The sequence below is a fragment of the Streptomyces sp. NPDC085946 genome (assembly GCF_044540485.1).
Lineage (GTDB): Bacteria > Actinomycetota > Actinomycetes > Streptomycetales > Streptomycetaceae > Streptomyces.
The window spans coordinates 292,714-311,649 of record NZ_JBITSF010000002.1 but is presented as its reverse complement, the minus strand read 5'-3'; the positions used below and the strand labels follow the sequence as shown (position 1 = coordinate 311,649).

Here is an 18,936-nt window from a genome sequence, read left to right as displayed (position 1 = left end):
GGTCTCCGTCGGCCACGCTACAGCCTCCGCGCAAGCCTCCGGTCCGGGACGGGCGCCGGGACCGGCACGAGACGGACCGGTCATGAAACCCCGCCCACGCACGGTCGTGCAAATCCCGTGTACCGGCCGTACGCCCGCTGTAACGCTTCCGCGACGCTTCTTTCGCGTACGGTCACGGAACGGGCACCGAGCTTGACGTGTCAGTGCCCTGGGGCAGACTTGGCCGGGAATAGCTCTGAGGATCACGGTAAATCGGCGGCGCCGGAAGGCTACGGGGGACGCGGGACATGAGCCAGGACGGCGCACAGGGCCGGTACACGGGGCGGGCGCTCGCCGGCGGGCGGTACCAGCTGCGCGACCTGCTCGGCCAGGGCGGCATGGCCGCCGTGCACCTGGCGTACGACTCCGTGCTCGACCGGCAGGTCGCGATCAAGACCCTCCACACCGAGCTGGGCCGGGAGCCGGCGTTCCGCGAGCGGTTCCGCCGCGAGGCGCAGGCCGTGGCGAAGCTCACGCACACCAACATCGTCTCCGTCTTCGACACCGGCGAGGACGACGTCGACGGCATGACGACGCCGTACATCGTCATGGAGTACGTCGAGGGCCGCCCGCTGGGCTCGGTCCTCGACGAGGACGTCCGGCGGCAGGGCGCGATGCCCGCCGACAAGGCGCTGAAGATCACCGCGGACGTGCTCGCGGCCCTGGAGATCAGCCACGAGATGGGCCTGGTCCACCGGGACATCAAGCCGGGCAACGTGATGATGACCAAGCGTGGTGTGGTCAAGGTCATGGACTTCGGCATCGCCCGCGCCATGCAGTCCGGTGTGACGTCGATGACACAGACCGGCATGGTCGTCGGCACCCCGCAGTACCTCTCGCCGGAGCAGGCCCTGGGCCGCGGCGTGGACGCCCGCAGCGACCTGTACTCGGTCGGCATCATGCTGTTCCAGCTGGTCACCGGGCGGCTGCCGTTCGACGCGGACTCGCCGCTGGCCATCGCGTACGCGCACGTCCAGGAGGAGCCGCCGGTTCCGTCCTCGATCAACCGCTCGCTGCCGCCGGCCGTGGACGCGCTGGTCGCCCGCGCGCTGAAGAAGAACCCCAACGAGCGCTTCCCCAGCGCCGAGGCGATGCGCGGCGAGTGCCTGCGGGTCGCCCAGTCCTTCCAGGCGGCCCCGCCGAGCATCGTCCCCGGCACCCCGGTCCAGAGCGGCGCGGGCGTCGGCTCCGCGGTGTTCCCGCCGGTCGACCAGGGCACCCCGGCGCCCACGGGCGACGTCCGGACGCCGTACCAGCCGGCACCGGCGCCGAACCCGTACGGCACGCCCACGCCGTCCCCGGCGTACGGCTATCCGCAGCAGGGCGGCTACCAGACGCCCTCCCCGGTCGGGTACCCCCCGCAGCAGGGCTCCTCGACGCCGCCGCCGTACCACCTGACCCCGCAGCCGGCGGCCGCCGGCGGGGACGGCCGGAAGAGCGGCAGGCCGGTGGTCGTCGGCGCGGTCGTGGTGTCCCTGGTGGCGGTCGGCGGCCTGATCGCGGCCCTGACGATGAGCGGCGGGAGCAGCGACGACGACGCCGGGGGCGGCGGCGCCAGTGCCTCCGCCTCGGCGTCCGCGTCGAAGAAGGCCGGGTACCGCGGGCCGGACCCGTCGCGGTCGATCGAGAAGACCGAGTGCACGGAGCCGCAGGAGTCGTACAACGACCCCGAGATGGTCGAGATGCCGAACTTCGCGTTCAAGAACTGGGACTCCGTGCTGGAGTGCCTGAAGGCCGCCGGCTGGCAGTACGAGAAGAACCCGGTGGACGAGAACACCTACGGCGACGGCACCGTGATGAAGCAGTTCCCGGCGGCGGGCACCGACTTCGCCCCGGAGAACCCGCCCGAGATCCAGTTCGACATCTCGACGGGCAACCCCGCGTAACGCGGCCCGCGCACAGGGAAAGACGGCCCGGCGTCGGACGCCGGGCCGCCTGCGTGGGTACGTGCGGTCGAGGAGGTCCTACAGGTAGGGGCCGCCCGAGCGGCCGCCCGTGCCCCGCTCCTCCTGACCGTCGGGGCCGAGGCCCGGCGGGAGGGCGCGGCGCATCTGCTCCAACTGGGCGCGCGCGGCCATCTGCTGGGCGAACAGCGTGGTCTGGATGCCGTGGAAGAGGCCCTCCAGCCAGCCCACCAACTGCGCCTGCGCGATCCGCAGTTCGGCGTCGCTCGGGGTCGTGTCGTCCGTGAAGGGCAGGGAGATCCGCTCCAGCTCCTCCACCAGCTCCGGCGCCAGACCGTCCTCCAGCTCCTTGACCGAGCTGGCGTGGATCTCCCTGAGCCGGACCCGGCTGGCCTCGTCCAGGGGCGCGGCGCGCACTTCCTCCAGCAGCTGCTTGATCATGCTGCCGATCCGCATGACCTTGGCGGGCTGCTCCACCTGCTCCGTGACCGGGGTCTCGCGGGAGTCGTCGTCTCCGTTGCCGCCGCCGAGCGCCATGCCGTCCTGGCCGACGACCAGGATCTGGGGGTTCTCCGACGACCGTTCGTTCCTCGGCATCTCCATGCCGCCATTCTCTCGCACGCCTGCACCTCTCCTGCGTGGTGCCCCCGCCGGAGGCTGATCCACCGTGTCCGGGAGGACGCGGTGTCAGCCCTCCGGGTTGCCCGCCGGGTCGCCGGGCTCGCGGGTCAGGCGCAGCAGCCGGGCCTCGCAGTGGTCCAGCCAGCGGACCTCGGCCTCGGCCTGGAAGAGCGACTGCTCCAGGAGGAGCAGCCGGGCCGTCTCCTCGGGGTGCTCCGGCGCCCGGGCCAGCGCCTGCGCCCGCCGCCGCATGAGGTCGTGCAGCGTCTGGGTGACGTGGCGGCGCTGCGCGTCGACGACCTCCCGTACGTCGACGCCCTCCGCGCCGAGCGCCGTCACCAGTTTGACGGCCAGCTCGTCGCGCGGCGGGGCCGCCCGCTCCACGGGCCGCGCGTACCAGGCCCGCAGCTCCGCCCGGCCCGCCCCGGTGAGCGCGTACAGCACGTGTCCCGCCTCGTCCACGCCGTCCCGGACGACCAGGCCGTCCCGTTCCAGGCGGCCGAGGGTCGTGTAGACCTGCCCGATGTTCAGCGGCCAGGTCCCGGCGGTGCGGGCCTCGAACTCGGTGCGCAGCCGCGAGCCGTACCGGGGCCCGTCCGCGAGCAGCGCCAGCAGCCCGTGACGTATCGACATAAACGGAACATATCCGGATTGTGCGGTGGATCGACCCATCGGACGAATCAGAAATGCCGGGAAGGCGGCCGAATGTGAGGCTGGTGGCGTTCATCCGACCGATCTTGCCGGGTCGGCCCAGCCCGCCGAACCGGACACCAGGAGGGGGTCACCGGCGTGACTCCATGGCTACGCGCATTTCGGGCGACGGGACTGCTGGCCGTCGTCCTGGCGACGGGTGTCGTAGGGGCGCCCCACGGTTCCGTCACGGCGTACGGGGTCGCGAGGGCGGCCCATCACCCCGGGACGGCGGCACCACGTGACGAGGGCGGGACGCACGGCGCCTCCGCCGGGGCACGGGACCCGGAGGGCGCGCGAGGCGCCTCGGGAGGGAGCCGCGGTGGCGGCGGGAGCGCTGTCGCCGGCGGTGGGGGCGACGGTGACGGGGAGGCCGGCGGCGGTCCCTCCGGGGAGGCGCGGGGCGCGGGCGGTGGTGCCGACGAGGACGAGGACGCCGCCGCGAAGGGGGTGCGGGGTGCGGGCGGTGCCTCCGGGAAGGCTTCGGCGCAGGCGCGCGACCCCGAGGGCGCCGACCCGGCCGAAGCCACCGGCGCGGTGCGCGACGCGGACGAGACGCGCGGTGCGGCCGCGGAGGCGCCGGTCACGCGGGGGCCGCGCGGCGCGGCCTCCGCGCAGGAGACCGGCGCGGAGGCGACCGGTGCGGAAGCGACCGGTGCGGAAGCGACCGGTGCGGAGGCCGCGCCGGGCGGCTTCGCCGCACCGGCCCCGCGTTCCTCCGGCTCCGCCGAGCCGTCCCGCCGGGCGGGCAGCCGGGCGGGAGAGGGCCGCGAGCGGCCGGGGCGGCCGGGGCGGTGGCTGGAGGCCGAGGAGGAACGGCACGGCCTGCGCGACCGGCCGGGCCGGGACCCGCGCGAGGAGTACCGCGCCCGGGACGAGGTCCCCGTCGAGGAGTCCCCCGAGGCCGAGCCGGCGCCCTCCGACACGGCCCCCGTGCAGCAGGCCCGGGCCGAGGGGGCGACCGGGCCCGTGCTGCGGATCCTGCCGCTCGGCAGCGGACTGGTCCTCATCGGGCTCGGCCTGGGCCTGGCGTTCGTCGCGCTGCGGCTGCGCCGCGCGTGACGCGCTCCCCCGCCCCTGCGGTCAGGGGGCGGGGGCGTCCCGCGTCCCCGCCCCGCGTCCCCGCCCCGCGTCCCGCGGGTCCGGGGCGGTCAGCGGTCAGGGCGGCGCGGCCCGGAGGGTGACGAGGCCTCAGGGGGCGATCAGGAGCACCTTGCCCACGTGCCCGCTGTCCTCGACGACCCGGTGGGCGGCCGCCGCGTCCGGCATGGGGATCTCGCGGTCGACGACGGGACGGACGTGCCCGGCGTCGAGCAGCGGCCAGACGTGTTCGCGGACGGCCGCCACGATGGTCGCCTTCTCCTCCAGCGGGCGGCCCCGCAGCGAGGTCGCGCTGATCGCGGCGCGCTTGGCGAGGAGGGCGCCGATGTTCAGCTCGCCCTTGACGCCGCCCTGCATGCCGATGATCGCGAGGCGGCCGTTGACGGCGAGGGTCCGCACGTTGCGGTCCAGGTACTTGGCGCCCATGTTGTCGAGGATGACGTCGGCGCCCGCGCCGTCCGTGGCCTTCCGGACCTCCTCGACGAAGTCCTGCTCGCGGTAGTTGACCAGGATGTCGGCGCCGAGCCGGGCGCAGTGGTCCAGCTTCTCGCGGGTGCCGGCCGTGACGGCGACCCTGGCTCCGACGGCCTTGGCGAGCTGGATCGCCATCGTGCCGATGCCGCTGGAGCCGCCGTGCACGAGCAGCGTCTCGCCGGGCCGCAGGTGGGCGATCATGAAGACGTTCGACCAGACCGTGCACACGACCTCCGGCAGGGCCGCCGCATGCCTGAGGTCGACGCCCCGGGGGACGGGCAGCAGCTGGCCCGCCGGAACGGTGACCTTCTGCGCGTACCCGCCGCCCGAGAGCAGCGCGCACACCTCGTCGCCGACGGACCAGCCGGACACGCCGGTGCCGATCGCGGTGATCCGCCCGGAGCACTCCAGGCCGGGGTACGGGGAGACGCCGGGCGGCGGGTCGTAGAAGCCCTGCCGCTGCAGGAGGTCGGCCCGGTTGACGGCACCGGCCGTCACCTCGACCAGGACCTCGCCCTCGCCGGGTACGGGATCGGGGACCTCGTCCCAGACCAGCGCCTCGGGCCCACCGGGTTCGGGAATCGTGATCGCATACATGGAGGGGACGCTACTCCCCGGCGCTCCCGCTCCGGGGCCGAGGCCCCGCGACCGCGGTGCGCGCGGCTGCCGCCGCAGTGCTGCGGACGTGTGCCTCTGGTTACCGTCCCTGTGCTGCGGACAGGTGCTTCCGGTCAACGCCCCGGTGCTGCGGACACACGGCTCCGGCCACCACCCCGGCGTTGCGGACACACGCCTCCACCCACCACCCCGGCGCTGTAGGCGCACGCCTCAGACCACCATCCCGGCGCTGTAGACGCGTGCCTCCGGCCACCGCCCCGGCGCTCCGGACGCCGTCCGGAAGATTCCGGTCCGGCCTCCGGAGGCCCGGCCCGTCAGTCTTTCGGTCCTGTCCCGCTCCCCGGGAATCGGGTCCGGTCACGGCGTGGCTCCTCCCCCGCCGCAGGTCAGGACCGCCGACCGCTCGAACCCCGGTCCCGGCCCTGCCGACAGGCGATCCCGCCCGGTCCCGGCCCTGCCGACAGACGGTCCCCGCCCCCTCCGTCCGCGGATCCCCCGCCCTCCGCCCACGGACCCCCACCCTCCGTCCACGGACCCCCGCCCCCTACGTCCGTGGTCCCGCCCCCCTCGGTCCTTCGGACCGTCCCGCAGAAATGCCTGTGCGAGAACGATGAGTTTGCGCGACCGTGAAAGTCTCCCCATGCGTAGCCCAAGCGCGGAAGGACCCGAAGCATGAGCACGCAGACGTCCGGCCCGGCGATCGAGACCGCCGGCCTGGTGAAGACGTTCGGCGAGACCCGGGCCGTCGACGGAGTGGACCTGGCCGTGCCGGCCGGCACGGTCTACGGCGTCCTCGGCCCGAACGGCGCCGGAAAGACGACCACCGTGAAGATGCTCGCCACGCTCCTGCGGCCGGACGGCGGTGAGGGCCACGTCTTCGGGCACGACATCGTGCGCGAGGCGGACAAGGTGCGCGGCCTGGTGAGCCTCACCGGGCAGTACGCGTCCGTGGACGAGGACCTGACCGGCACCGAGAACCTCGTCCTGCTGGCCCGGCTCCTCGGGCACGGCAAGAAGCCCGCCCGGGAGCGCGCCGCGCAACTGCTGGAGGCGTTCGGCCTCACCGACGCGGCCGGCAAGCAGGTCAAGCACTACTCGGGCGGCATGCGGCGCCGCATCGACATCGCCGCGTCCATCCTCAACACCCCCGACCTGCTGTTCCTCGACGAGCCGACGACCGGCCTGGACCCGCGCAGCCGCAACCAGGTGTGGGACATCGTGCGGGCCGTCGTCGCCCAGGGCACGACCGTGCTGCTGACCACGCAGTACCTGGACGAGGCCGACCAGCTGGCGTCCCGGATCGCCGTCATCGACCGCGGCCGGGTGATCGCCGAGGGCACCAAGGGCGAGCTGAAGGCGTCCGTGGGCGCCGGATCCGTCCACGTGCGGCTGCGGGACGCCGACCAGCGGCCCCTCGCCGCGGAGGTGCTGAGCCGGGCGCTGGCGGCGGACGTGCAGCCGGAGCCCGACCCGGTGGCGCTCACCGCCCGCCTCGGGACGGCGGCCAGCGCCGACACCGCCTCCGAGCAGGCCGCCCGCGCCCTGAGCGAACTGGCCCGGGCCGGCATCACCGTCGACAACTTCGCGCTGGGCCAGCCCAGCCTGGACGAGGTGTTCCTCGCCCTCACCGGACACGCCACGCAGGACTCCCAGGACGTCCGCGACAGGAAGGACGAGGTGGCGGCATGAGCACCGCGACGACCACCGAGAGCAAGGAACTCGCCCCGGTCCGCGTCGACTCGCTCGCCGCGCTGCTGGTCGCCAAGGAGCGTCCGCCGCGCCCCAGCGCGTGGTCGGCCTCGCTGACCTTCGGCTGGCGGGCCATGCTCAAGATCAAGCACGTGCCGGAGCAGCTCTTCGACGTCACGGCGTTCCCGATCATGATGGTGCTGATGTACACGTACCTCTTCGGAGGGGCGCTGGCCGGGTCGCCGAAGGAGTACATCCAGTTCCTGCTGCCGGGCATCCTGGTGATGTCGGTCGTGATGATCACGATGTACACGGGCGTCTCGGTCAACACCGACATCGAGAAGGGCGTCTTCGACCGGTTCCGCAGCCTGCCGATCTGGCGGCCGTCGACCATGGTCGGCTACCTGCTCGGCGACGCCCTGCGCTACACCATCGCCTCGGTCGTGATGCTCACCGTCGGCATGGTCCTCGGCTACCGGCCGGACGGCGGCGTGCCGGGCGTGGTGCTCGGGATCGCGCTGCTGATCGTCTTCTCGTTCGCGTTCTCGTGGATCTGGACGATGTTCGGGCTGATGCTGCGCACCGAGAAGTCGGTGATGGGCGTCAGCATGATGGTGATCTTCCCGCTCACCTTCCTGTCCAACGTCTTCGTCGACCCGAAGACCATGCCGGGCTGGCTCCAGGCGTTCGTCAACAACAGCCCCGTCACGCACCTGGCGTCGGCCGTGCGCGGGCTGATGGCCGGTGACTGGCCGGCCGGCGAGATCGCCTGGACGCTGGGCTGGGCGGCCCTGCTCGTGCTGGTCTTCGGGCCGGTGACGATGCGGCTGTACAACCGCAAGTAGCCCTTCGCTGTGCTCAGCCGCGCGGCAGCGGGCGGACGTCGGGGGCGACCTGCGAACTCGGCGTCGCCCGCACGATCGTGATCAGCCGGTCCGTCAGCTCCAGCTTCCCGACGGCCGGATCGTCGTAGCCGAGCACCCGGTGCCCGCGTACGACGCTCACCACCAGGTCGTCCGTCTCCCTCGGCGTCTTGCCCACCTCGGCCTTTATGACCGGCCGTTCGACGATGTCGAGACCGCTGCCCTGCTGGATGAGGTCCTCCATGACCATGCCGGCCGACGGGCTCAGCACGGACAGGCCCAGCAGCCGGCCGGCCGCGCTGGCGCTGGTGATGACCGCGTCGGCGCCCGACTGCTTCAGCAGCGGCGCGTTCTCCTCCTCGCGCACGGCGGCCACGATCTTCGCGCCGCGGTTCAGCTGCCGTGCCGTGAGCGCCACCAGGACGGCCGTGTCGTCGCGCTGGGTGGCGACGATGATCTGCCGCGCCTTGTGCACCTCGGCCCTCCTGAGGACCTCGCTGCGGGTGGCGTCCCCGACGATGCCGGCGTAGCCCTCGGCGGTCGCCGCGTCGATCACCTTGGAGCTCGGGTCGACCACGACGACCTGTTCCTTCTTCAGCCCCGTCGCACACACGGTCCGGATCGCCGACCGCCCCTTCGTGCCGAAGCCGATGACGACGGTGTGGTCGCGCAACGTGGACCTCCAGCGGTTCAGACGCCATTCCTCACGGGTGCGCTCGGTGAGGGCTTCGAGTGTGGTGCCGACCAGGATGATCAGGAACAGCACACGCAGCGGCGTGATGATGAAGATGTTGACGAGCCGTGCCGTGTCACTGGACGGCGTGATGTCCCCGTACCCGGTGGTCGAGAGGGTGACGGTCGCGTAGTAGAAGGCGTCCAGGAGGCTGATGCCGTCGCCGTTGTTGTCCTTGTAGCCGTCGTGGTCGGCGTAGACGATGAACGCGGTCACCAAGAGGACCACCAGCGCCATCGACAGCCGCTTGGCGACCTGACGGAACGGATGCTCGACGATCTTCGCCGGCAACTGCACCTGGTGCGCGACCAGATGTTCGTCCGGCTCGCGGGCGATCGCGTCCTGACCCGGAAGTTTCACGTGAAACACACCCCGCTTTCCCTGGACGCCCAGGGCAGCTCGATCAGTTCCGTCTCGTGGCCCGGTTCCGCGCCGCCCGGCGGTACGACCGCGAGGGCGTCGGCCGCCGCGATGCCGCGCAGCATGGCCGGGCCGTTGTAGTGCAGCGGCACGGCCCGGCCGCCCCGCAGGACGACCGGCACGAGCCGTGTGTCGTACGGGTGCCCCTGTACCGCGTCCCTGAGCGGCAGCGCGGACGGTTCCGGGGCCGGGCGCGCGGCGAGACCCCGCAGCAGCGGCTCGGCGAGCGTGAGCAGCCCGGACACGGCGGCCAGCGGGTTGCCGGGCAGGCCGACCAGGTACCGGTGCTCCGCGATGCGGGCCAGCAGCATGGGGTGGCCGGGGCGTACCTTGACGCCGTCCACGAGGAGTTCGGCGCCGATGCGGCGCAGGGTGGGGTGGACGTGGTCGACGGGGCCGGAGGCGGTGCCCCCGGTGGTGACGACGACGTCGGCCCCGGACGTGGTGATCGCCTGGTGCAGGGCCTCCGCGTCGTCGCCGATCCTGCGGACGGCGGTGACCTCGGCGCCCAGCGCCCGCAGCCAGGGCGGCAGCATCGGGCCGAGTGCGTCCCGGATCAGGCCGTCGTGCGGGAGTCCCTCGGTGAGCAGTTCGTCGCCGAGGACGAGGACGTCGACGCGCGGGCGGGGCACAGCGGTGAGCGTGTCGTACCCGGCGGCCGCGGCGAGTCCCAGGACGGCCGGGGTCACCAGGGTGCCGGCGGGCAGCAGGTGGTCGCCGCGGCGGCACTCCTGGCCGCGGGGGCGGATGTCCTGGCCGGGACTGACCCCGCGCGTGCCGTGCAGGCGGCCCCGGTCGTCGGTGCGGCCGTGCTCGCTGCGCAGTACGGCGCTGCTGCCCCGGGGGATCCGGGCGCCGGTGGCGATGCGGACGGCCTCGCCGTCGGTGAGCGGCGCCGGTTCGGCGTGCCCGGCCAGGACGCCCTCGCCCCGTACGGCCCAGGGCCCCGGGCCCGCGACCGCCCAGCCGTCCATCGCCGAACTGTCGAAGGAGGGCAGATCGGTCAGGGCCGTGAGGGGTGCGGCCAGGGCGAGGCCGAGGGCGCTGTCCAGGGGAGTGGCGGCGGGGGTGGGGCGGGGGGCCCGGGTGCGGGCGGCGCGGGCGGCGCGGGCCCGGGCCTCGGGCCAGGGGGTCGCCCGGTGGCCGTGGGGGGTGTGTCCCTCCGGGGCGCCGCCGGTGCCGCCGGTCCCGCTCTCGGGCGGCCGGTCTCCGGAAGGCCGGTGAGAGGGCGCGGAGGGGCGGGGCGCACGGTGGCGGGATCCCGAGTCGCCGGCTTCCTTCACGAGGGCGAGCGCCTCCTCGACGTAGAGGTCGTCGGCGTCCTCGACGCTGTCACCGGCCCGGGCGGAGCGGGCGGTCATCCGGCGTCCGGCCGGGTGTCGGGCGTCGCGTCGGGGGCGACGTCGGGCTGTGCGCCGGCGGGCGGTACGGCGGGGGGCGGTGCGGCGGGGGAGGCGTCCGTAGGAGAGGCGTCCGCGGGGGAGGCGCCGGTGGGCCGGGGTGCGGCGGGCCCGGGTGCGGCGGGGGAGGCGTCGGCGGTGTCCTCCTCCGCCCAGCGCAGGGCGAGCGCCCCGGCCTTGCGGGCGGCCTCGGCGACGGCCTCGGGGCCGCCCCCCGCCTGTGCGGCCGCGTAGCCGACGAGGAACGTGGTCAGCGGCGCCGCGGGCCGCGCCACGCCGTGGGCGGCATCGCGGGCGAGGTCGAGCAGGACGCCGGTGTCGACGTCGAGTTCGATGCCCAACTCGTCCTTCGCTGCGGTAATCCATTCGTCCAACACGTGCCCATGCTCCCTGATACGTGACCTGGCGGTGGCGATGTCGTCCCAGGTGTCGCAGTCGAAGGACGCGACGGGATCGAAGATGCGGGTGAGCGCCAGCGCCGCGACGAGCCGCCGCAACGGCATCCCGGCCAGGGACCCGGCCCCGGCCGTACCGGAACCGCTGGTGGGGGCGGCGGAGCGGCCGGTGGGCGCTGCGGCGGCGGAGCGGCTGCCGGGCGGGGCATCGGCAGGCAGGACCTCGGTGGGCGAGGCGGAGGGGCCGCCGGGCGGGGCATCGACGGGCGGGGTGCCGGCGGCCGGGACGCCGGACGCCGGGGAACTCCCGGCCGGGGCTCCGGTGAACGGGGAGCCGGAGGAGACCCCCGTGAGCCCGGCCAGCGCGCGGCGCAGCGCGGACGCGCGGTACGCGGCGACGAGCGGCTGGTCGCGGCCGTCGGCGTCGGCGAGCAGCACGCCGTCGGTGCCGCTGGTGCGCAGGGTCGTCAGCAGCCGCTCGACGACGGGCCCGCCGAGGAACGGCAGGTCGGCGGAGAGCACCACGACGTGCTCCGCCGTGGTGTGCCTCAGGCCCGCGTCGAGCGCGGCGACCGGCCCGCCGCCGGGCGGTTCCTCACGGGCCCAGGTCACCGGCCGTGCCGTCGGCCGGGGGTCGGCGACGACCACGGTGGTCCCGGCGCCGGAGCACGCGTCGAGCACGCGGTCGAGCAGCGCCCGCCCGCCCACGCGCACCCCGGGCTTGTCCGCACCGCCGAGCCGCCGCGCGGCACCGCCGGCCAGCACGACGGCGTCGTACACGGCGTGGCCGCCGCCGCGCGCGCGGCCGGTGCCGGCAGCGGGAGCGCCCGTCGGCTCGTACGAGGTCACCCCCCGAGTATGCGTGCCGCGCGGATCACGGGGAACGGAGGGGAGCCGAGCCGGTCACCGCGGCCGGGCCGCCGCGCTGCCGCGCGCTCCCGGCCGGTCACCGGTCACAGGGTCCGCAGCAGCACCGCCGGCTGTTCCACGCAGTCCGCCACGTAGCGCAGGAATCCGCCGGCCACGCCGCCGTCGCAGACCCGGTGGTCGAAGGTGAGCGACAACTGGACGACCTGCCGCACCGCCAGCTCCCCCTCGTGCACCCACGGCTTGGGCACGATGCGGCCGACGCCGAGCATGGCCGCCTCGGGGTGGTTGAGGATCGGGGTGGAGCCGTCGACGCCGAAGACGCCGTAGTTGTTCAGCGTGAAGGTGCCGCCCGTGAGTTCCGCCGGTGTCAGCGTCCCGGCCCGGCCCGCCTCGGTGAGCCGGGCGAACTCCGCCGTCAGCGACTCGGCGTCCCGCGCGTGCGCGTCCCGTACGACGGGCACCACGAGCCCCCGGTCCGTCTGCGCGGCGAACCCGAGGTGGACGTGGTCGAACCGGACGATCTCCCTGGCCTCCGTGTCGACGGTGGCGTTGAGCTCCGGGAAGCGGGCCAGGGCGGCCGTGCAGATCCGCGCCAGCAGGGCGATCAGCGAGACCTTGGGCCCGCCGGCCGCGTTCATCGCGGCCCGCGCCCGCATCAGCTCGGTCGCGTCGGCGTCCACCCAGCACGTCGCGTCGGGTATCTCGCGGCGGCTGCGGGAGAGCTTGTCGGCGACGGCACCGCGGACGCCCTTGAGGGGGGTGCGGTGCTCGCCGGGGACCGTGATGGCGGGCGCCTGCGCGGCCGCCGGTGCCTGGACCCGGTCCCGGGCGGTGCGCGGGTGGGGCGCGACGGACGGCTGCGCGGCCGCCGTACGGCCCTGTGCGGCCGCGGCCCGCAGCGCGTACTCCACGTCCGCCCGCAGGATCAGCCCGTCGGGCCCGGAGCCGGTCAGTTCCCGCAGGTCGAGGCCGTTCTCCCGGGCGAGCCTGCGGACCAGCGGCGAGATCACGGGGACGGGGCCGTCCACCGTGTCGGAGGCGGCGGCCCGCCCGCCGGCCGCGGCGTGCCGGTCCGCGCTCTGCGGCGTCCGCACCGGCTCGCGCACGGCCTCCACCGCCGCCACCTGCCCGTGCACCGCCTCGGAGGCGCGGCCGTTCCCGTTCAGCGTGCCGGGCGTGCGGCCGTCCCCGTTCGGCGACTTCGGTGTCCCGGTGCCGGACCCGCCCGGCTGTGCGGGGCGGACCCGGCGGCGCCGCGCGGGCGCCTGCGACGTGCCGTACCCCACCAGGACGTTGCCCGAGCCCTCGGTCCGGGCGGTGTCCGCGTCCGCCGTGCCGGCGGCGGCCGCGTGGCCGGTGCCCGAGTCCGCCGTCCCGCCGCCGGCGGCCGGCTCGCCCACCGCCACCGTCAGCAGCGGCGCCCCGACGGGCAGCTCCGTGCCCTCCTCGCCGAAGCGGGCCGTGATCACGCCGCCGTAGGGGCAGGGCACCTCCACCATCGCCTTGGCCGTCTCCACCTCGACGACGGGCTGGTCGACGGTGACGACGTCACCGACCTGCACCAGCCAGCGCACGATCTCCGCCTCGGTGAGCCCCTCACCGAGGTCGGGGAGCTTGAACTCCAGCACCTGTGCCATCAGCCTTCCGCCTCCCACTGCAGTCGCCCCACGGCGTCCAGGATCCGGTCCACACCGGGCAGGTGGTGGCGCTCCAGCATCGGCGGCGGATACGGGACGTCGAACCCGGCCACACGCAGCACCGGCGCCTCCAGGTGGTGGAAGCAGCGCTCCGTGACCCGGGCCGCGATCTCCCCGCCCGGGCCCCCGAAGGAGCCCGACTCGTGGACGACGACCGCGCGTCCCGTCCGCCGCACCGAGGCGCACACCGTCTCGTCGTCGAACGGCACCAGGGAGCGCAGATCGACGACTTCGAGGTCCCAGCCCCCGGCCCGGGCCGCCTCGGCCGCCTCCATGCAGACGGGTACGGACGGCCCGTACGTGATGAGCGTGGCGCTCCGCCCCGAGCGCCGCACCACCGCGCGGCCTATCGGCTCAACGGGTGCGGGCTCCTCGGGGTTCCAGGAGTCCTTCGACCAGTACAGCCGCTTGGGTTCCAGGAAGACGACCGGGTCGTCGGAGGCGATGGCCGCGCGCAGCAGCCCGTAGGCGTCGGCGACGGTCGCGGGCGTGACGACATGGAGCCCCGGAGTCGCCATGTAGTACGCCTCGGAGGAGTCGCTGTGGTGCTCGACGCCGCCGATGCCGCCGCCGTAGGGCACGCGGACCGTGATCGGCAGGGGCATCCTGCCGCGCGTGCGGTTGCGCATCCGCGACACGTGGGAGATCAGCTGCTCGAAGGCCGGGTAGGCGAAGGCGTCGAACTGCATCTCCACGACCGGCCGCAGGCCGTACATCGCCATGCCGACGGCCGTGCCGAGGATGCCCGCCTCCGCGAGGGGCGTGTCCGTGCAGCGGTCCTCGCCGAACTCCTTGGCGAGCCCGTCGGTGACCCGGAAGACACCACCGAGGGCGCCGACGTCCTCGCCCAGGACGTGGACGGCCGGGTCGGCGGCCATGGCGTCGCGCAGCGCGCGCGTGAGGGCCTGCGCCATGGTGGCCGGCTTGACGGCGACGGCGGTCATCGCTGCGTCCCTTCCGACTCGGCCTCGGCCTCCAGCTCGGCGCGCAACTGGTCGCGCTGCTCCCGCAACTGGGAGGTCGGCTCGGCGTACACGTGGGCGAACAGGTCCATGGGGTCGAGGACCGGGTCCTGGTTCATGCGCTCGCGCAGGGCGGCGGCCATGGTCTCGGCCTCCTGGCGGGCCGCTTGGACGCCGTCCTCGTCGATCCAGCCCCGCTGGGTCAGCTCGCGCTCCAGCAGCAGGATCGGGTCGTGCTCCCGCCAGGTCTCGACCTCGGCGTCGCCGCGGTAGCGGGTGGCGTCGTCGGCGTTGGTGTGCGCGTCGACGCGGTAGGTGATCGCCTCGACTAGGGTCGGGCCGTGGCCCGCGCGCGCGTGGCGCACGGCGTCCTGGAGGACCTCGTGCACGGCGGCGGCGTCGTTGCCGTCGACCAGGCGGCCGGGCATGCCGTAGCCGACGGCCTTGTGGGCCAGCGACGGGGCCGCGGTCTGCTTGGCGAGCGGGACGGAGATCGCGAAGCCGTTGTTCTGGACGAGGAAGACGACCGGGGCCTGCCAGACGGCCGCGAAGTTCAGCGCCTCGTGGAAGTCGCCCTCGCTGGTGCCGCCGTCGCCGACCATGGCCAGCGCGACCACGTCGTCGCCCTTGAGGCGGGCGGCGTGCGCCAGGCCGACGGCGTGCGGCAGCTGGGTGGCCAGCGGCGTGGACAGGGGGGCGACCCGGTGCTCGTAGGGGTCGTAGCCGGTGTGCCAGTCGCCGCGCAGGAGGGTGAGGGCCTCCACGGGGTCGACGCCGCGGGTCACGACGGCGAGCGTGTCGCGGTAGCTGGGGAAGAGCCAGTCACGGTCCTCCAGGACCAGCGCGGCGGCGACCTCGCAGGCCTCCTGGCCGGTGCTGGAGGGGTAGACGGCGAGCCTGCCCTGCTTGGTCAGGGCGGTGGCCTGCGCGTTGTACCGGCGGCCGCTCACCAGCCGGCCGTACAGCGTCCGCAGCAGCTCCGGGTCGGCCTCGGCGGCCGCGTCGGTCCCCAGGACGCGGTACGGCTCCGGGTCGGGCAGCAGCGGCGCGGGGTCGGTGCGGGGCTGCCAGGCGGGCGGCGGCGTGGGCCGATACGCGCCACGCTGCTCCATGACCGTCATGACGGCACCTCCTCGTGGGAGTGGCTCGGGGAGACGCGGCGTCTGTGACGCGCCTCACCTACCGATTGTTCGGTCGTCGGCACATTTTGGCTACGGGTGGGCCCAGGCTGTGGACAAACGGTTCTCCACAGCCTGTGATGGACGCAGTACGTCCACGGCGGAGAGGCGGGGGCAGGTGGCATCTGAACAAATGGCCGAGGCCGTGCCGGACACCACCGCTCTGCCACCGCCGCGTCCCCTGGACGCCATCGACCAGGACATCCTGCGCATGCTCCAGGCGGACGGCCGCGCCTCGATACGGTCGGTCGCCGAACGCGTCCACGTCTCCCGCGCGAACGCCTACGCGCGCATCAACCGGCTCGTCGAGGACGGCGTCATCCGGGGTTTCGGCGCCCGCGTCGACCACGAGCGGGCGGGGCACGGCACGTCCGCGTACATCACGCTGAAGATCGTCCAGAACTCCTGGCGCACGGTGCGCGAACAGCTCCGGCAGCTGCCCGGCGCCTCCCACATCGCCCTGGTCGGCGGGGACTTCGACGTGCTGCTGCTGGTGCACACACCGGACAACCGCGCGCTGCGGGAACTGGTGCTGACCCGGCTCCAGGCCATCCCGGAGGTGCTCAGCACGCGCACGCTGCTGGTGTTCGAGGAGGAGGACCTGGAGCCGCAGGGCTGAGCGGTGCGGACCGCGGCGGCCGGCCCGCGGCCGCCGCCGGTCCCGGCAGCGCCGCGAGGAGCACGGGCTGCGACGCGGTCCCGGGCGCGGCACCGGCCGCCGCCGTCCGCAGCCCGCGCGGGAACCGGCGGTGCGGCAGCACCCGGGCGGGCGCCGGCAGGGCGGGCGCCGGCAGGGCGGCGGGCCGGTGGAGCAGGCCCCCGAAGGTGCCGGGGCCGTCACGGCAGGCGGACCGGCCGGACTCCGGCGCGGGCAGCGGCAGGCCGAACGAGGGCGCCACGAGGCGTGCCCGCCACCGGATCCGGTGGCCGGCGGAGGCGGGGCCGGGGAGGACGGCGCGTCGCCGTGGAGCACGGCCCCGGCCCGTCACCGGGGCCCCGGCGGCGGCACCGGACGGCGTACTCACGACGGCCACGCGCGTACTCACCGCGCCGACCGCCCGCCGTGGGCCTGCCGTGGGCCCGGTGACGGGCCGACGAGGGGCCCGTCACCGAGGCGTTCGGGCCGACGCCCTCAGCCGGCCCGGCGCAGCCCTTCGAACACCAGCCGGGCGACCGCCTCGCCCACCTCGCGCTCGCCCATGCCGCGCACGTCCGGCCGGTACCACTCCACGATGGAGTTGATCATTCCGAAGACCAGCCGGGTCGCCAGCCGCACCTCCACGTCGTCACGCACGTCGCCGTCGGCGGCCGCCGCCTTCAGCAGCTCGGCCACCCGGTGGTCGAACTCCCGGCGCCGGTCCAGGGCCCAGCGCTCGGTGTCCGTGTTGCCGCGCACCCGCAGCAGCAGCGTCACGTACGGCAGTTCGGCGATGAGCACCTCGACCATGCGCCGCACGACGTACTCCAGGCGCTCGGCGGCGCGCCCCGCGCGCGCGTGCTCCTCGTCGAGGATCCCGAAGAGCCCGTCCAGCGCCCGGCTGACGGCGCGGCGCAGCAACTCCTCCTTGCCGGCGACGTGGTGGTAGATCGACGACTTGGAGATGCCCGCCGCCTTGGACAGGTGCTCCATGGAAGTGCCGTCGTAGCCGCGCTCGTTGAAGACCTGCACGGCCACCGAGAGCAGCGTCTCGGGGGTGTACGTGTCGCGCTTGGCGGTGGTCATGGGGCATTGCCCTCCCGCTTGTCGGAGGCGGCGGCGTGGCGGTGCAGCGCGAGGGAGCGCGCGTACCGCCCGGACGGGTCGCCCGCGTGCAGGTTGTCCAGCACGGAACAGGCCCAGCGGCCGCCGAGCCGGCGGCTCCACTCGAAGGGACCGAGGGGGTAGTTCACGCCCAGGCGCATCGCGGTGTCGACGTCCTCCCGGCCGGCCACGCCCCGGGCGACGGCGTCGAACGCCAGGTCGATGATCCGGGCCACCGTACGGGCGACGATCATGCCGGGCACGTCCCCGATGACGCTCACCTTCTTGCCGAGCGCCTGGAACAGGCCGGTGGCCTCGGCGAGGGTCCGCGGGGAGACGTCCTCGGACGCCGCCAGGGCGACGCGGGCGGCCGCGCGGTAGTCGAGGGCCAGGTCGAACTGGACGGCGTCCCCGAGCTCCGCGCAGGTCCGGCCGTCGGCCGGCCGCAGCTCCCCGCCGCCGGGCAGGCCGAGCCGCCCGTCGCCGTCCCCGTCCTGCGCGCGGACCTCGATGCCCGCCTCGCGGATCAGGGCGACCAGGCCGACGGCCGGGCCCAGGTCGCCGTGCAGGACGACGTACGGGGGCGGGTCGGCGGGGGCGGCGGTGTGCGGCTCGGGGCGCCCGGCGGCACCGGCCCCCTCGGGGTACGCGTACCAGCCCCGGCCGCTCTTGCGGCCGAGGCGGCCGGACTCGACCAGGCGGCGCTGGGCGAGCGACGGGGTGAAGCGCACGTCCTGGAAGAGGGACTGCCACACGGAGTGCGTGACGGACTCGTTGACGTCCTGTCCGATCAGGTCGGTCAGTTCGAAGGCGCCCATCCGGAAGCCGCCCGACTCGCGCAGCACCGCGTCGATGGTGGCGGGGTCGGCGCCCCGGGACTCGTACACCGCGAGGGCCTCGGCGTAGAAGGGCCGGGCGATGCGGTTGACGATGAAGCCGGGGGTGTCCGCGCTGGCGACCGGCGTCTTGCCCCAGGTCCGGGCGGTGTCGTGGGCGCGCGTGGCCGCGGCGGGGTCGGTGGCGAACCCGGAGACGACCTCCACCAGCGGCATCAGCGGTGCCGGGTTGAAGAAGTGCAGTCCGACGAAGCGGCCCGGGTGGCGCAGGACGCCGCCGACGGCCGTCACGGACAGGGACGAGGTGTTGGTGGCGAGCAGGCAGTCGTCGGCGACGACGTCCTCCAGCTCGCGGAAGAGTTCCTGCTTGACGTCCAGCCGCTCCAGGACGGCCTCCACCACCAGGGCGCAGTCCGCCAGGTCGGCGAGACCGCCGGCGGGCCGCAGCCGGGCGCGGGCGGCGTCCCGGTCGGCGGCGGTGAGCCGCTCCTTCTCGACGAGCCGGTCGAGCCGGGCGCCGATGGCCGCGGCCGCCTCCCGCGCGCGGCCGGGGACGGCGTCGTACAACCGCACCGGGTGACCCGCCACCAGCGCGACCTGGGCGATGCCCTGGCCCATGGTGCCGGTGCCGACGACGGCCACGGGGCTGCTGAGGTCGAGTGCTGTCATGTGCGCGATCCTCCCGCACGGCGTTGTCCACAGATG

The 18,936-nt window shown here is 74.7% G+C and carries 16 protein-coding genes; 5 read left to right on the top strand and 11 right to left on the bottom strand.

The genetic code is table 11. From position 1 onward, the window contains the following. Positions 1-287 precede the first annotated feature (287 nt). On the top strand, positions 288-1,925 hold the full coding sequence (locus ACIF8T_RS07030) for a protein kinase (RefSeq protein ID WP_400031999.1): 1,638 nt from the start codon (positions 288-290) through the stop codon (positions 1,923-1,925). A 78-nt stretch (positions 1,926-2,003) separates the two neighbouring features. On the opposite strand, the gene ACIF8T_RS07025 is transcribed toward ACIF8T_RS07030, so the two are convergent. Both ACIF8T_RS07025 and ACIF8T_RS07020 read right to left on the bottom strand, forming a co-directional pair. Continuing rightward, entirely contained in the window at positions 2,004-2,546 is a 543-nt protein-coding gene (locus tag ACIF8T_RS07025; RefSeq protein ID WP_400031997.1) for a bacterial proteasome activator family protein, read from the bottom strand. 84 nt (positions 2,547-2,630) lie between these two features. Then, a complete protein-coding gene (locus tag ACIF8T_RS07020; protein WP_400031995.1) occupies positions 2,631-3,197 on the bottom strand; it encodes a PadR family transcriptional regulator in 567 nt (188 codons plus the stop codon). Positions 3,198-3,353: 156 nt separating this feature from the next. Between ACIF8T_RS07020 and ACIF8T_RS07015 the strand changes: the two genes are divergently transcribed. After that, positions 3,354-4,316, top strand: a complete 963-nt coding sequence (locus ACIF8T_RS07015; protein WP_400031993.1) for a hypothetical protein — start codon at positions 3,354-3,356, stop codon at positions 4,314-4,316. Between the two features lie 129 nt (positions 4,317-4,445). Here the strand turns inward: ACIF8T_RS07015 and ACIF8T_RS07010 are convergent, their stop codons facing one another. Further along, the gene (locus ACIF8T_RS07010) at positions 4,446-5,426 is read right to left on the bottom strand and encodes an NAD(P)H-quinone oxidoreductase (RefSeq protein ID WP_400031991.1); all 981 of its coding nucleotides are present in this window, start codon (positions 5,424-5,426) and stop codon (positions 4,446-4,448) included. 693 nt (positions 5,427-6,119) lie between these two features. Between ACIF8T_RS07010 and ACIF8T_RS07005 the strand changes: the two genes are divergently transcribed. Beyond that, a complete protein-coding gene (locus tag ACIF8T_RS07005) occupies positions 6,120-7,136 on the top strand; it encodes an ATP-binding cassette domain-containing protein (RefSeq protein ID WP_400031989.1) in 1,017 nt (338 codons plus the stop codon). Beyond that, positions 7,133-7,981 (top strand): ABC transporter permease, encoded by an 849-nt coding sequence (locus ACIF8T_RS07000; RefSeq protein WP_400031987.1) that lies wholly within the window; start codon positions 7,133-7,135, stop codon positions 7,979-7,981. Before ACIF8T_RS07005 ends, ACIF8T_RS07000 begins: the two co-directional genes overlap by 4 nt. A 13-nt stretch (positions 7,982-7,994) precedes the next feature. Here ACIF8T_RS07000 and ACIF8T_RS06995 read toward each other — a convergent pair whose 3' ends face one another. The 6 genes from ACIF8T_RS06995 to pdhA all read right to left on the bottom strand — a co-directional run bounded on the left by ACIF8T_RS06995 (position 7,995) and on the right by pdhA (position 15,597). Continuing rightward, on the bottom strand, positions 7,995-9,092 hold the full coding sequence (locus tag ACIF8T_RS06995) for a potassium channel family protein (protein WP_400031985.1): 1,098 nt from the start codon (positions 9,090-9,092) through the stop codon (positions 7,995-7,997). Further along, positions 9,089-10,513, bottom strand: coding sequence for a molybdopterin molybdotransferase MoeA (locus ACIF8T_RS06990; RefSeq protein ID WP_400031983.1), 1,425 nt, complete (start codon positions 10,511-10,513; stop codon positions 9,089-9,091). Before ACIF8T_RS06990 ends, ACIF8T_RS06995 begins: the two co-directional genes overlap by 4 nt. Further along, on the bottom strand, positions 10,510-11,796 hold the full coding sequence (locus ACIF8T_RS06985; protein ID WP_400031981.1) for an NTP transferase domain-containing protein: 1,287 nt from the start codon (positions 11,794-11,796) through the stop codon (positions 10,510-10,512). The genes ACIF8T_RS06990 and ACIF8T_RS06985 overlap by 4 nt, the downstream gene beginning before the upstream one ends. A 104-nt stretch (positions 11,797-11,900) precedes the next feature. Next, positions 11,901-13,454 carry a dihydrolipoamide acetyltransferase family protein gene (locus ACIF8T_RS06980; protein WP_400031979.1) on the bottom strand — a complete coding sequence of 518 codons (1,554 nt, stop codon included), beginning with the start codon at positions 13,452-13,454 and terminating at the stop codon, positions 11,901-11,903. Next, on the bottom strand, positions 13,454-14,458 hold the full coding sequence (locus ACIF8T_RS06975) for an alpha-ketoacid dehydrogenase subunit beta (RefSeq protein ID WP_400031977.1): 1,005 nt from the start codon (positions 14,456-14,458) through the stop codon (positions 13,454-13,456). Before ACIF8T_RS06975 ends, ACIF8T_RS06980 begins: the two co-directional genes overlap by 1 nt. Next, positions 14,455-15,597 (bottom strand): pyruvate dehydrogenase (acetyl-transferring) E1 component subunit alpha, encoded by a 1,143-nt coding sequence (gene pdhA / locus ACIF8T_RS06970; RefSeq protein WP_400031975.1) that lies wholly within the window; start codon positions 15,595-15,597, stop codon positions 14,455-14,457. Before pdhA ends, ACIF8T_RS06975 begins: the two co-directional genes overlap by 4 nt. A 190-nt stretch (positions 15,598-15,787) precedes the next feature. Here pdhA and ACIF8T_RS06965 point away from each other — a divergent pair, with 190 nt between their 5' ends. After that, positions 15,788-16,273, top strand: a complete 486-nt coding sequence (locus ACIF8T_RS06965) for an Lrp/AsnC family transcriptional regulator (protein WP_400032363.1) — start codon at positions 15,788-15,790, stop codon at positions 16,271-16,273. A gap of 513 nt (positions 16,274-16,786) precedes the next feature. Here ACIF8T_RS06965 and ACIF8T_RS06960 read toward each other — a convergent pair. Both ACIF8T_RS06960 and ACIF8T_RS06955 read right to left on the bottom strand, forming a co-directional pair. Continuing rightward, positions 16,787-17,377 carry a TetR/AcrR family transcriptional regulator gene (locus ACIF8T_RS06960; protein ID WP_400031973.1) on the bottom strand — a complete coding sequence of 197 codons (591 nt, stop codon included), beginning with the start codon at positions 17,375-17,377 and terminating at the stop codon, positions 16,787-16,789. Beyond that, positions 17,374-18,900, bottom strand: coding sequence for a 3-hydroxyacyl-CoA dehydrogenase (locus tag ACIF8T_RS06955; RefSeq protein ID WP_400031971.1), 1,527 nt, complete (start codon positions 18,898-18,900; stop codon positions 17,374-17,376). The genes ACIF8T_RS06960 and ACIF8T_RS06955 overlap by 4 nt, the downstream gene beginning before the upstream one ends. Positions 18,901-18,936: the final 36 nt, after the last annotated feature.